Origin of the sequence: Tepidanaerobacter syntrophicus, from assembly GCF_001485475.2 — a bacterium.
Classification (GTDB): domain Bacteria; phylum Bacillota; class Thermosediminibacteria; order Thermosediminibacterales; family Tepidanaerobacteraceae; genus Tepidanaerobacter; species Tepidanaerobacter syntrophicus.
This window is the reverse complement of sequence record NZ_DF977000.1, coordinates 175,404-188,323: the sequence shown is the minus strand read 5'-3', so window position 1 is coordinate 188,323 and position 12,920 is coordinate 175,404. Positions and strand designations below refer to the sequence as shown.

The 12,920-nt window shown below is 38.6% G+C and carries 11 protein-coding genes; 10 read left to right on the top strand and 1 reads right to left on the bottom strand.

All coding sequences use genetic code 11. The features are described from left to right. The first annotated feature begins 23 nt into the window (after positions 1–23). The 10 genes from pth (at position 24) to rpe (ending at position 10,889) form a co-directional block, all read left to right on the top strand. Positions 24–638 carry an aminoacyl-tRNA hydrolase gene (gene pth / locus TSYNT_RS03985; RefSeq protein WP_059031951.1) on the top strand — a complete coding sequence of 205 codons (615 nt, stop codon included), beginning with the start codon at positions 24–26 and terminating at the stop codon, positions 636–638. Next, positions 628–3,486 carry a sigma-54-dependent transcriptional regulator gene (locus TSYNT_RS03980; protein WP_059031949.1) on the top strand — a complete coding sequence of 953 codons (2,859 nt, stop codon included), beginning with the start codon at positions 628–630 and terminating at the stop codon, positions 3,484–3,486. The genes pth and TSYNT_RS03980 overlap by 11 nt, the downstream gene beginning before the upstream one ends. Positions 3,487–3,743: 257 nt before the next feature. Next, the gene (locus TSYNT_RS03975) at positions 3,744–4,841 is read left to right on the top strand and encodes an SIS domain-containing protein (protein ID WP_059031947.1); all 1,098 of its coding nucleotides are present in this window, start codon (positions 3,744–3,746) and stop codon (positions 4,839–4,841) included. 185 nt (positions 4,842–5,026) lie between these two features. Then, positions 5,027–5,461 (top strand): PTS galactosamine/N-acetylgalactosamine transporter subunit IIA, encoded by a 435-nt coding sequence (agaF, locus tag TSYNT_RS03970; protein ID WP_059031945.1) that lies wholly within the window; start codon positions 5,027–5,029, stop codon positions 5,459–5,461. A gap of 82 nt (positions 5,462–5,543) precedes the next feature. Next, positions 5,544–6,758: an N-acetylglucosamine-6-phosphate deacetylase gene (gene nagA, locus TSYNT_RS03965; RefSeq protein ID WP_059031943.1), complete on the top strand. Its 1,215-nt coding sequence runs from the start codon at positions 5,544–5,546 to the stop codon at positions 6,756–6,758. A gap of 41 nt (positions 6,759–6,799) precedes the next feature. Continuing rightward, on the top strand, positions 6,800–7,270 hold the full coding sequence (gene agaB, locus TSYNT_RS03960) for a PTS galactosamine transporter subunit IIB (RefSeq protein WP_059031941.1): 471 nt from the start codon (positions 6,800–6,802) through the stop codon (positions 7,268–7,270). Positions 7,271–7,354: 84 nt separating this feature from the next. Then, on the top strand, positions 7,355–8,137 hold the full coding sequence (gene agaC, locus TSYNT_RS03955; RefSeq protein WP_059031939.1) for a PTS galactosamine transporter subunit IIC: 783 nt from the start codon (positions 7,355–7,357) through the stop codon (positions 8,135–8,137). Beyond that, positions 8,124–8,915: a PTS system mannose/fructose/sorbose family transporter subunit IID gene (locus tag TSYNT_RS03950; RefSeq protein ID WP_059031937.1), complete on the top strand. Its 792-nt coding sequence runs from the start codon at positions 8,124–8,126 to the stop codon at positions 8,913–8,915. Before agaC ends, TSYNT_RS03950 begins: the two co-directional genes overlap by 14 nt. Before the next feature lie 87 nt (positions 8,916–9,002). Beyond that, positions 9,003–10,184, top strand: coding sequence for an SIS domain-containing protein (locus TSYNT_RS03945; RefSeq protein ID WP_083497641.1), 1,182 nt, complete (start codon positions 9,003–9,005; stop codon positions 10,182–10,184). A gap of 39 nt (positions 10,185–10,223) precedes the next feature. Beyond that, the gene (rpe, locus tag TSYNT_RS03940; protein WP_059031935.1) at positions 10,224–10,889 is read left to right on the top strand and encodes a ribulose-phosphate 3-epimerase; all 666 of its coding nucleotides are present in this window, start codon (positions 10,224–10,226) and stop codon (positions 10,887–10,889) included. Between the two features lie 165 nt (positions 10,890–11,054). Here rpe and TSYNT_RS03935 read toward each other — a convergent pair whose 3' ends face one another. Further along, complete coding sequence (locus TSYNT_RS03935; protein WP_059031933.1) at positions 11,055–12,770, bottom strand: copper amine oxidase N-terminal domain-containing protein; 1,716 nt, start codon at positions 12,768–12,770, stop codon at positions 11,055–11,057. Positions 12,771–12,920 lie beyond the last annotated feature (150 nt).

Sequence of the window (12,920 nt, the reverse complement as noted above, 5' to 3'; positions counted from 1 at the left end):
TTTCTGTGCGGGAGGATTGTAAGTTGTTTTTAATAGCAGGTCTGGGCAATCCCGGTAAAGAATATGAAGATACGCGCCATAATGTAGGATTTATGGTGCTGGATAAAATATCTGAAAAATTAAATACATCAATTAATAAAGTTAAATTCAAGGGTTTAATTGGAGATGCTATGTATAAGGGCGAAAAGATTCTGCTTTTAAAGCCCCTTACATTCATGAACCTGTCAGGTGAAAGTGTAGCAGATGCTGCAAGATTCTATAAAATACCTCTCGAAAACATTATAATAATTTATGATGATATGGACCTTCCTACAGGCCGCATAAGAATAAGACCTGAGGGAAGCAGCGGAGGCCATCGGGGGATGGACTCAGTAATATATCAGCTAGCATCCGACAAAATCTGCCGAATTCGCGTAGGAATAGGCAGACCTGATGGCAGGAAAGATCCGATAAACTATGTTTTAGGCAAGTTTCAAAAAGAAGAGGCGGAGGATATTAAGACGGCAATAGAAGCAGCAGCAGATGCCGCTCTTTGTATAATATCAGAAGGCGTGCAGAAAGCTATGAGCATTTACAATGGCTTTGATGCAGCACAGGACAGGCAAAAAGGCAAAGGAAGTGACTTATTTGACAAATAAAGAAAAGATATATGAACTGGTAAAAAAAGGCACGATCCTTGCGAATAACCAAAAAACTCCTGATACCGTCGGTGTTACAGCTGAAGAAATTTCCAATGCCTTGGGACTAAAGCGCAACTATGTAAGCTCCCTGCTTAATGAACTAAATCGAGAGCAAAAATTAATAAAGGTAAATACTCGACCGGTGCACTTTATAGATAAAAACGTTTTTGAGGAGCGAACAGGAAAAAATGCTGCCGAAAATCTAATTTATGGAAGCTTTGAGGAGCTTTTTGAAGAAAACTCACAGACAAAAGAAAAAGATCTCTGCAACGTGCATTTAACCGGACAAAACCCTTTCTCAAAATTTATAGGGTTTGACGGCAGCATAAAATATCAGATTGAGCAGTGCAAGGCTGCAGTAAAATATCCTCCAAACGGTATACCGATACTAATAAACGGTCAGACTGGCACAGGAAAGAGCTTTTTAGCTCAGCTTATGTTTGAATATGCCCTGCAAAACGAAATTATACAACCGGAAGCGCCTTTTTTAATTTTTAACTGTGCAGAATATGCAAATAACCCTGAGCTGCTTTCGGCAAACCTATTTGGATATGCAAAAGGGGCGTTTACAGGGGCGGAAAAAGATTTTAAAGGAATAATAGAACAGGCAGACGGCGGCTACTTATTTTTAGATGAAATTCACAGGCTGCCGCCTGAAGGCCAGGAAAAGTTGTTTCTGTTTATGGACAAAGGCATATTTCGACGCATGGGAGAAAGCAGCGGATGGAGAAAGGCTAGTGTCAGATTTATCTTTGCAACCACTGAAAAACCCGAAACATTTTTACTTGATACTTTCTCAAGGAGAATTCCTATAGTAATTACGATACCTCCGCTTAAGGAACGGCCGATTGCAGAAAAAGTACAGCTCATATATATCTTTTTTAAACAGGAAGCGCTGTCTATTAAAAAAAATCTTTGCATTAGCAAGCAAGCCTTGAGAGTTTTGGTAAATTCTGATTTTAAAGGCAATGTGGGGCAGCTTAAAAACGATATAAAACTTGCCTGTGCCAGAGCTTATAACGATTATTCCAATAAAAACCAAGCAAGAGATTGTATCGATATTAATCTTATGATGCTTCCCGAACATTTATCCCACAACTATATAACAGATGAGAGCATCTCGGAGAGCACAATTTCTGAAATGTTAACAGATGATCTTATTATTAAGGCTTTGCAGGACGATTCACCGGATGTCTTCTCCTTAATCAATAAAAAACAAGCCGAGACATATAAGATATTCTTTAATGATATTGTCCAGCTTTCAAAAGCTCTTCAGGTTGAAAGCAATCGTGATGCTGTTTTGGATAAGATTGCAGTTGTAATAGATGACTTTTTTGATTATCTGATATTAGGAAGCATGAGACCATATGCTGCAAATGATACAAGAAATATAAGGTTTGATACGATTTTGGCAGCTGTCCACAATGCTTTCGGAATAATAAAAAATAAATACAATCTTAGATATTATGACAATGTAGGATACAAAATCGCGGGTTTTATAAATCAATCTATTGAATATCGCTATTTAATAGATATCAACGGATATGATGTTAAATCTAATAAATATCTTGAAAATATTAAGCGCCTTTTTCCGGAAGAATGCGGAGCATCTGAAAAGATTTCAGACTTTTTAAGGACAGCGCTTGATATATCTTTGACGCCTTTTGAAATTTATATAATAACACTTTACCTGCTCAGCATGAAGAAATCAGAAGTTCCCAAAAGACCCAAGGCCGTGGTGATAGCTCATGGATTTTCAACGGCAAGCAGCATAGCTAACGTAGCCAATCACCTGTTGGGAGAAAATATTTTTGAATCTTTCGATATGCCTATTGATGTTAGAACCGAAGAAATCGTAAAGAAATTGAAACAATATATGCAAGAAGTCAATACATCTTACGGCATAATTATTCTAGTGGATATGGGCTCACTTGAAGAAATATACGAAGGTCTTGAAAGCATTTCCGATGGAGTTATAGGGATAATAAATAATATCACCACTCAACTGGCTTTAGATGCAGGCAGTCAAATCTTACAAGGTTTAAGCGTTGAGGAAACGATAAGTAAGGTAACCGGCAATCACCGCCTAAACTACAAGCTCATAAAACCTACAGCCAAAAAGAAAAAAGCGATAGTTACCACCTGCATTACCGGAATAGGCACTGCCATGAGAATTAAAGACCTTATGGTAAAAAGCCTTGGAGAGTATTCTAACCTGCTTGAAGTAATTCCCGTAGACTATCTGGAATTAAAGAACAAAGGGACAAAAGCAGGCACATTAAACAGCTTTGATGTGATTGCAATTATAGGAACAAAGAATCCCGACGTAGACTTTGCGCCTTATTATTCACTAGAAGATATTATATCGGGCAAACGAGAGGAAGAGTTTGGAAAATTGTTTAAAAACATTATTCCGGAAGACGGGATAATGCAGCTAAACCAATCTATAATTAAGTATTTTTCTCTGGAAAACGTATTAAAACATATAACTATCTTAAATCCAGACAAGATACTTGACCATGCAGAAGCCGCAATTGAAATCCTCCAGTATGAATTAAAAGTTAAGTTTACCAATGATATAAAAATATGTTTATACGTTCACGTAAGCTGTTTAATAGAAAGACTTGTTACAAAAACGCAGATTGGCGGTCTCGATCCGGAACTCTTGTTTAATTTCGAAAAACAAAACAAAGATTTTATCGAAAATGTAAAGAAAAGTTTTAAAGATATAGAAAAGCTTTATAATGTAGATATTCCACTATCAGAAGTGTACTTTATCTATTTAATGCTGGAAGGCAAGTTGTGACAACAATAGTGTAACTAGTTTATGAAGCAGTGTAAGCATAGTTTCATCATAGGTTGTATTAGTGTAACTAAATTTTAATTAAATATTTAAACTCGCTATCTAGTTTCTAGATAAGTTAAGGGATAGCGAGTTTTTTATTTTAGCTTATACTAGTTGGCATAGATCTTGCAAAACAATATTATAGTAAGAAAAATATTATTAAATTGGTTAATGGCAAGAACATATAGACCGTTAATAATGAAATGGAGGATCTTATTATGGCCGTTAAGGAAACAATGATGGATTATATCAAAGAAACTTCTATAATTGGCAAGGCAAATACTGAAGCGGCAGAGGAAATTGTAGCTCCTTTGGTAAATGAATTTTTAAAAAGAGAGTACAAAAATATAGTAATAATTGCATCAGGTTCTTCTAACAATGCTGCTACTACCGCAAGATTATATATGGAAAAAAGTTTAAACATGGATGTGAAAGTAGTTACACCCTTTACGTTTGAACATTATGATCACCGTTTAACAGAGGATACCTTTGTATTTGGAATAACCCAAAGCGGACGCAGCACAAATACAATTTCAGCATTAGAAAAAGTAAAAAAGTTAGGCAGAGAAGCTATAGCGCTAACCGGTTTTCCTGAAAGCGAGGTTAAAAATCACTGCGATGTTGTGATAGACTTTAAAGTTGGGATAGAAACTGTGGGCTATGTAACAAAGGGATACGTAATGACAGTCCTATATCTTACGCTTTTTGCCCTTATGGCATCTAAAAAACTTAATTTAAAAACGGAAAATGAAGTCGCAAAAGACATAAAGCAAATCCTTGACGCTTTTTCGATTCATCCCGAGGCCGTTCAAAAGTCAATTGAATTCTATAATAAACATAAAGAAATTTTTACCAGAATGAAACGCTTACAAATATGCGGCTACGGGCCAAATTTTGGCACTGCCGTGGAAGGAGCTCTAAAGATAAGCGAAACTTTTGGGATACCTGCCAGCCCTTATGAAATAGAGGAGTTTATGCATGGAGGATATTTAGAGCTTACACCTGAGCATGTGGTTGTATTAATCAATTCCGGCGGTGCAGGGAGCCAAAGGACTTTGGAAGTTTATAATGCACTTCACATAATCACTCAAAATGTATTTATGATAGGGTCTTTCGACCTACCTGAGGAAGATAAGATTTTACGCATAAAACACAATATAGATGAATGGTTCAACACTTTATTTTTAGTTGTCCCATTTCAGGTGCTTGCCCATATGATATGCACAGATCTTGATATTTGGGGTAAAGCTGAAGAAATTATTAAATTTGAGAATGCAATAAAGAGCAAAACCGAAAAGCCTGACTACCTTCAATAAAAACTGAATGTGCATGTTAGATTCGCTAAGCAATTAAGCAAAAAGTGTAAAGAAATTTAGAAAATTGTTCTTTATGCGAAAGTTAATAGTTGAAACTTCTAAAAAAATCAGATATTGTAACTTATAAGCGATGCTGTATGGTAGTGGTATTTAAAATCAATAAATAAAAGAGGTGAAAGAACGCGGTGATAGGCGTAATACTAACAGGGCATGGCAATTTTGCGACAGGAATGGAAAGTGCGGCTCAATTAATTGTGGGGAAGAAAGAGAATCTTGTGGCTGTTGATTTTAAACCGGGAAGTTCTGATACTGATCTTAAAAATGAGCTTGGGAAAGCATTTGACAAATTGGCGTCCTGCTCCCATATTGTTGTTTTAACTGACTTGATGGGAGGCACGCCATTTAAGACATCAGCCATGCTGAGCGTAGAACACAAAAACTCCACAGTCACATATGGGGCAAACCTGCCTATGGTTTTAGAACTTTGTATGTCGATGGCGGATCCCATAAATGATATTGAGGATTTTATAGATAAAACTATACAGATTGGCAAAGAGCAAATCAACAAGTTTGTTTTTGATAAAGTTCAAGGATCTAATAATGAGGATGAGGGAATTTAATCTATTTTAACTTAGTAAGTTTAAAGAATCGGCGGTTAAGTTATAGAGATTCTTAATGAAAGAAGGCCGGGAGGAAAAATAATTGAAAAAACTTATTAAATCTACGCGAATTTATACGGAAAGGGGATGTATTGACGGAGGATTTGTTATTGAAAATGGTAAATTTAAGAAGATATTCTTAAAACCTGACTTGCCGCATACTTTCGATGGAGAAACAATTGACTATGGAAATCAAAGAATAATTCCAGGCATAATTGAAATGCACATTCATGGCTATATGGGCTGGAACGCTATGTCGCCCGATGTGAAAGAAATCAAAAAACTAAGCAAATCCCTTACAACTTGTGGTATTACAGGCTTTACTCCTTCCAACCATTATTCCTCAACTGTCTTTGACAACAATGCGGCCATAGCTCAAACAATGAACGAAAAACAAGAAGGGGCAAGAATTTTTGGAATTCATATGGAAGGCCCCTTCATCAGCAAAGAGCGCTTGGGCTCTGTGATGCCTTCAGAAACAGCAAATCCAGATTTAAACTTAATGAAAAAATACTATGAAACTGCCGAAGGAAAAATTACTACAGTGACGCTGGCGCCAGAGCTTGAGGGCATTTTTGAAATAATCGATTTCTTAGTTGAAAGGGGAATAAATGTCTGCTTAGGCCATACCAATGCTACCTATAGTGAAGCTATAACGGCAATTGATCGAGGAGCAATTATAACTCAAAAAACTGGCAATTGTATGAAGCCCATGCACCATCGTGAAATGAGTGTTTTAGGAGCAGCGCTTTTAGACGAGCGCGTTTACAATGAAATAAATTCGGATGGGGCGCACACGAGCATTGAGTTTTTAAAGCTGTGCTACAGATTAAAAGGGAAAAATAAGTTATGTATTATTGCAGACAATGGTGTTATGTCAGGGATGAAAAAAGGACGATATAATTTGCCGGACAGAGGGATATATGAAGTAGGATGCGACGGTTTGCTGCATATCAGCGACGGTACAATAGACGGCAGTGCGCTGCCTATGATTCACGGAATACGCGTTTGGGTTGAGAAAGTGGGCATTCCTATGGAAGAAGCAGTTCAAATGGCCGCGCTAAATCCTGCTCGCGTGCTAAAACTCGATCACAAAAAAGGCTCAATACAAGAACTTAAGGATGCTGATTTTGCTGTAATAACCGATGATTATGAGGTAGTTGCTACTTACGTAGAAGGAGAGCTTGAATATAATTTAAGTCAAAAAGGCTCATACGAGAACAAAGATATTTACGAATATCTGATAGAAAGTTATTAAAACCAAGAAGCAATCATTTTGTTTACAAGGAAGGAATATTTATGACAACACCTAATATAGTTTTTACAAGAATTGACAACAGACTAGTGCATGGACAAGTGGGCAATGTTTGGGTCAGACTGACTAAGGCAAACCTTATAATCGTGGTGGATGATGAAGTAGCAAAAGATCCTTTGCAACAGCAATTAATGAAGATGACAGCCGATTCTTACGGCGTTGGTATTAGGTTTTTTACTGTTCAGCAAACTATCGATACCATTTTTAAAGCATCTCCAAAACAGCACATATTTATCGTAGCCAAAACCCCTGCAGTTATTAGAAAACTAGTTGAAGCTGGCGTCCCGATAAAGCAGGTAAATGTTGGAAATATGCACTTTAGCGAAGGCAAAAAACCTTTAACACCATACGTATATGTGGATGATAAAGATCTAGAAGACATCAATTATCTAAAAAATAAAGGGATAGAAGTTTTTGCTCAAACTATACCAGATGACAAAAAAGTAATTCTTTGATAACAAATTTTTATTCTGCCTCAACCTTTATGTAAAACAGAGCAGAATAAAAAATAAAATTTAACAATATAAGGAGGGTTCTAGATGGAAGTTACTTTAGCTCAAGGTATTTGGATCGCAATAATGGCCTTTATCTGCGGCATAGACTTTTCTCTTGAAGCATTCTTCTGGTTTAGGCCGATTATTGCAGCGTTTTTTACCGGTATAATTCTTGGAGATGTACAATTAGGCTTGGCCGCAGGTGCAATTACAGAATTAGCCTATGTTGGATTACTAACAATAGGCGGTACTGTACCGCCAAACCCGCTAATGGCAGGAATCATGACAGTTATCATTGCGTACACCACCGGCAGCAGCCCTGAAGCTGCGCTTGCACTGTCACTGCCTTTTGCGCTTTTGATGCAGTGGATAAATATTTTTTACCATTCCGCATTTTCAGTTTTTCTGGTGCCTGTGCTGGACAGAAAAGCGGCTGAAGCTGATACAAATGGGTTTACTAGAGCTGTAATACTAGGAGCAATAATTGTTGGTCTGACGTACGCTGTGGTTACTTTCGTATCTGCATATGTAGCGCAAGAACCTATTGCTCGATTTGTTACCTCGTTTCCAACTTGGTTTGTTCACGGCTTTGAAATCTGCGGCCAGCTGCTACCAGGCGTAGGTCTTGCTTTGCTGCTTAGGACAATGTTGACCGGAGATAACGCGCCTTTCTTGTTTATCGGATTTTTGATGGCAACTTACTTAGAATTAGGAAATGTTTTGCCTGTTGCTATTGCTGGCACGGTAGCCGCTGTTTTGGTATATAAATCTGAAAAGAAGTCTGCACAACTTAGAACTGAGGGAGGTGGCCCGGATGAAGGAATCTAGTAAAAAATTAACACGAAAAGATATTGACAGAATGAGCCTGCGTTCTATAATCTTACAAGCTGGTTTCAACTTTGAAAGAATGCAGGCCGGTGGATTTACGGCCTCGATGTTGCCGGCTATCAAGAAAATTTATGGAGACAAAAAAGAAGAAGTATCTGAATTTATGACCTATAATATGGAATTTATGAATACAGAGCCTCATATGGCCACGTTTTTAATGGGACTTATATTGTCACTTGAGGAGTCCGGAGAAGACAGGAGTTTAATTAAAAACCTAAGAAACGGATTATTTGGTCCTCTGGCAGGAATAGGCGATGCAATATTCTGGTTTACACTGCTCCCGATTTCAGCGGCAATTTGCAGCTCCATCAACCAGCAGGGTTCGATCTTGGGCCCGATTTTATACTTAGCAATATGGTTTTTGGCAGCGATTTCCAGGATATGGTTTGGACGTTTAGGATATTCTCTAGGTGTTAATGCGATACCAATGATTCAAGAAAATGCCAATATCTTAACTAAAGTTGCAGGTATTTTAGGAGTCACGGTTGTAGGCGGCTTAATCCCCTCCTATGTAGATTTTAGTTTTAGGCCGGAACTTAAAATTGCCGGGACAGTTGGAGTGCAAGACATATTTAATTCTATTTTACCAAATCTATTGCCGTTGGGTTTTGTCTTTTTGCTTTATTATCTTATAAAAGAAAAACGTATGAAGACAATAAATTTGATTTTGTATATAATAATTTTCTCTCTTATAATGTCGTTGTTAAACCTAATGTAAGGTGATCGTGCTTTAAATAAGAGGAGGCTTGTAAACCTCCTCTTATTAACTAAATAGACTTTATCCGAGAAAGGAAGGCAATAAATTATGCTGTTAGGTTTTGATGAAGAATTTTTAAAAGAAAGAAATGCATATATTACAGCAAGCGCAATTGCGAGTCAGCCTAAGGCATGGAAGGAACTATTCGGGTATTTAATAAAAAACAAGGAAGACTTTAAAAAGTTTCTAGACCCAGTATTTCAGACTAAAAATGTGAAGATTATATTGACAGGAGCCGGCAGTTCAGCGTTTGTCGGCGATTGCAGCGCAGGATATTTGCGCAGGGCTTTAGATCTAGACGCAGAATCCATTGATTCTACAGACATTGCAGCGGCTCCGGAAAACTATTTTTTAAAAGATAGGCCTACTCTTTTAATATCCTATTCAAAATCAGGCAACAGTCCGGAAAGCTTAGCTGTAATACAAGAAGCTCAACAACTTATAAACAATATATATTTTCTCAATGTTACTTGCAATAAAGAAGGTCAGTTAGCAAAGATGAAAATTGGTCAAGAAAGGAGCATGTCGCTGGTGCTGCCAGAAGAGGCCAATGATTCAGCTTATGCTGCGACAGTCAGTTTTACCACTATGCTCCTTGCAAATCTGCTGCTCCCCTATCTGGTTGATAAAAAATGTGGCGCAGACGATATATTGCAAATTCTGGTAAATGAATCTAAAAGAATACTCAATGAAGACTGCGATAAGATAAAAAATATCGCGGAAGAATCCTATGATAGACTGCACTTTTTAGGAAGCGGTAGTTTAAAAGGCTGCGCAAGAGAGGCTGCCCTTAAGTCGTTAGAATTAACCCAAGGGACAGTTAATGCGACATATAGCAGCTTTTTAGGCTTAAGGCATGGACAAAAATTTGTAATAAATGATAAAACGATTCTGGGATGCTTTGTATCAAATAATGCTTATACTCAAAAATATGATTTAGATCTCATAGATGAGATAAGCCACAATAAAATGTACAAAGGGAAAATTCTACTTTTTGAGCCAAAAGCTTTGAGGACCGAAGAGGCCGATTATGTGGTTTCGCTGGAAAACAAAGATATTAATAATCTAGACGAGGCTTTTTTAACCTTGCTTTATGCTTTATATGCTCAAATGCTAGGACTTTTTAAATCAATCAAACTAGGAATAAAATCCGACAACTTAGATCCTGCATTTTCTATCGAGGAGCAGGCTTATGGTGTCGTGGGAAAGTTTAAGATATACAACTTGTGAAAGCAATAAAATTAGTTTAAGAGGTGGCTTGCTTTAGACATGACTATAGAAATTTCTTCTTCATTAATGTGCGCGGATTTATTGAATTTGGAAAGCGAAATTTTAAAACTGGAAAAAGCCGGAACTGATATGTTCCACATGGATATAATGGATGGACATTTCGTAAATAATCTGGCACTGAGCATTGACCTTTTGAAGGCTATCCGAAGTGTATCTACTACTCCCTTAGAAGCACACCTGATGGTTGAAAATCCTTTAAATTATATTGAAAAGGCAAAAAAGGCCGGTGCCGATATAATAAGCGTTCATCTGGAATCTACACCGCATATCCATAAAGCCCTCAAAGAAATAAGAGAGTGCAATATGAAAGCGGGAATAGCAATTAACCCCGGGACGTCCCACCTTCTTATAGAGCCTTTATTAGAAGAAACAGACTTTATTTTGACAATGGCAGTAAATCCCGGGTTTGCAGGGCAAGAGTTTATAAAATCTACAGTTAATAAGGTATATAAAATAAATGAAATGTTAAAAGAAAATCATTTAACAAATATTAAGATAGAGGTTGACGGAAATATAAACTCTGAAACGATACCGCCGCTTTACAACGCAGGAGCAAGGATATTTGTAGGCGGTACATCTGGAATATTTTTTGGCGACAGAAATTATGAACGAAATATAGAAAACCTAAAAAACTCAATAAAATAGCGGTTTGCAAGTGATAATATTTTTTAGGCTTTCTATGTAAAATTTATTTTAAAAACTTAATGTGCCAGTTAGGCTTTTTCTGGAACAATTCCTAAAATAACCAGAAATACTTCTTTATTACAGCACAGACATTTTATTCATCATGCCTCGCAAATTCTAAGTTGCTTACTCAAACCAATGGACGCTAATCCAATCTGGGTAATAATTTCCATAGTAACCGGGCCTGCCTCTTAAGCCCCGCAAAATCTCCACCGCCTCTTCCGGCGCATTTATCGGCTGTAAGTAAAGCGACCCTTGATCGTAGCGCTCCAATCGCAGAAAGATAATTTCTTCCCCAGAGGGCGATGGGTTGGGAAAATAGTCGGCTGTATCGGCGGGTCCTGCTGTAACAGGCACGGCATTGCCATCATTGTCCAGCTTATAAATCCGCTGGCCGGGAGCCAAAGTCCCCGGCAAAATTTCCGATTGGTATAGGGTCTCGGCTTCAGGGCCGCGGCAAAAGAGTAGTTCATTAGTTTTATTCGAAAGCCATATGGGTTGGGTATCCGCATAGCCCTTTTGACTGTAATCAGTAATCTTGCCGCTGATAAGATCAACTATTTCCAAGCGCTTGTTGAGCATGGCATCCCGGCCTCCGCCGGCAATATAGGCCAGTTTTGTGTTATCCGGGGAAAATGCCAGCCATTGGAGATAATTTAGACCGCCGCTCAAGTTAAAGGATTGGCCGGTTTTAACATTTAGCACGCCCGTTTCAACGCCATCGGCTGTGAGGGAGGCGGAATTCACTCCAAGATGATAGGCAAGGTAGCGACCGTCCGGCGACCATTTTAGACTAATAAAGGCCCAGCTATAAATGCCCTCGAGATCCACGGGCGCTTCATCTTTTAGAGTATAAAGCACAGTCTGCTCGCCGGTAAGGTTTGCTTGCACCAGCGTAGGCGTTTGCTCTACGGTGCGCGGGAAAGAAATAGTTATGCTTTCCCCGCTCGGATGCCAAGCTAAAGATGGAATTGAAATGAAGTCTTTTTCCAGCAAGGTATTGACTTTGATTCCTTCCGCTGCAATATCGGCATATCTAACAATGCTCGCCGGAATGTAGCCATCAGCGCTGTCTTTCATGACAGTATAGGCTATCTTGTTATCCTTAGGAGACCATAGCGGGTCACCGTAAATAGGCTCCGTATCCACCTGACCTGCAGTCTTTCCATCAGCCCGAACCACCCATAAATAAGGGGGTGTGCTTTCACTGCTTGCATATTTATAGGCAAGCCATTCACCGTTGGCTGACCAGCCTATTAATTCCGCATAGCCTGACTCTGTAAGCTGCTTTGGCAGAACATCTCGTTTCCGCCCGTCAAGCAGCCACAAATTGCCTTTATCGGTATATGCTACTACAGCATTAAACGTCTCATCACTTATCCGTTCCGGTGGAGTGTGGCGCTCGCCTGTAATAATCTGAACCTGATAAGCGCTATTATCCCAGACTACAGTGACTCCTAGATTTTCCGCTACGAAGCGAAGCGGCACATAGAACGTGTCATTGATCAATCGAGGAGATACCGGGACGGAAACTGGCTCTCCATTTTTGCGCACTTCTCCCGTAGAAGGCCGAAAGAAAATCGTGCGTCCGTTTTTTTGAATCCAGGTTGTTCCCTCGGCCTCATTCCACTGAAAGCTGGCATTAAGATATGCAGCGAGCTCTTCTAATGATATTAAAATCGATTCATTGTCCCAACAAAGAGGCGATGCCGGTGACATAAGCTGACCGTCCACCATAAGCGTCGGTATCTTGACATCAGCTGTTACAGGCAGTGCTGCTGACATCAATACCATAAGCCCTGCCAGCAAAGCGGCAAAGCTGCGCAGTCCAGTTGTTTTCATAATAAATACACCTTCCCTTCTTCCTTATAATTATAACTTATTTACACAGAAATACACCTAGTATATTTAGACTCAATTCATGATTAAAAGTTCCGATTGGCGCAGGGAGCAAATGAATTGCCCTACTTTCGAGGTTATTTTGACAGTATG

Coding starts and splice junctions, on each gene's coding strand:
- rpe (WP_059031935.1), top strand. CDS start 10,224: ATGACTATAGAAATTTCTTCTTCATTAATGTGCGCGGATTTATTGAAT.
- TSYNT_RS03975 (WP_059031947.1), top strand. CDS start 3,744: ATGGCCGTTAAGGAAACAATGATGGATTATATCAAAGAAACTTCTATA.
- agaC (WP_059031939.1), top strand. CDS start 7,355: ATGGAAGTTACTTTAGCTCAAGGTATTTGGATCGCAATAATGGCCTTT.
- TSYNT_RS03945 (WP_083497641.1), top strand. CDS start 9,003: ATGCTGTTAGGTTTTGATGAAGAATTTTTAAAAGAAAGAAATGCATAT.
- agaB (WP_059031941.1), top strand. CDS start 6,800: ATGACAACACCTAATATAGTTTTTACAAGAATTGACAACAGACTAGTG.
- TSYNT_RS03935 (WP_059031933.1), bottom strand. CDS start 12,770: ATGAAAACAACTGGACTGCGCAGCTTTGCCGCTTTGCTGGCAGGGCTT.
- TSYNT_RS03950 (WP_059031937.1), top strand. CDS start 8,124: ATGAAGGAATCTAGTAAAAAATTAACACGAAAAGATATTGACAGAATG.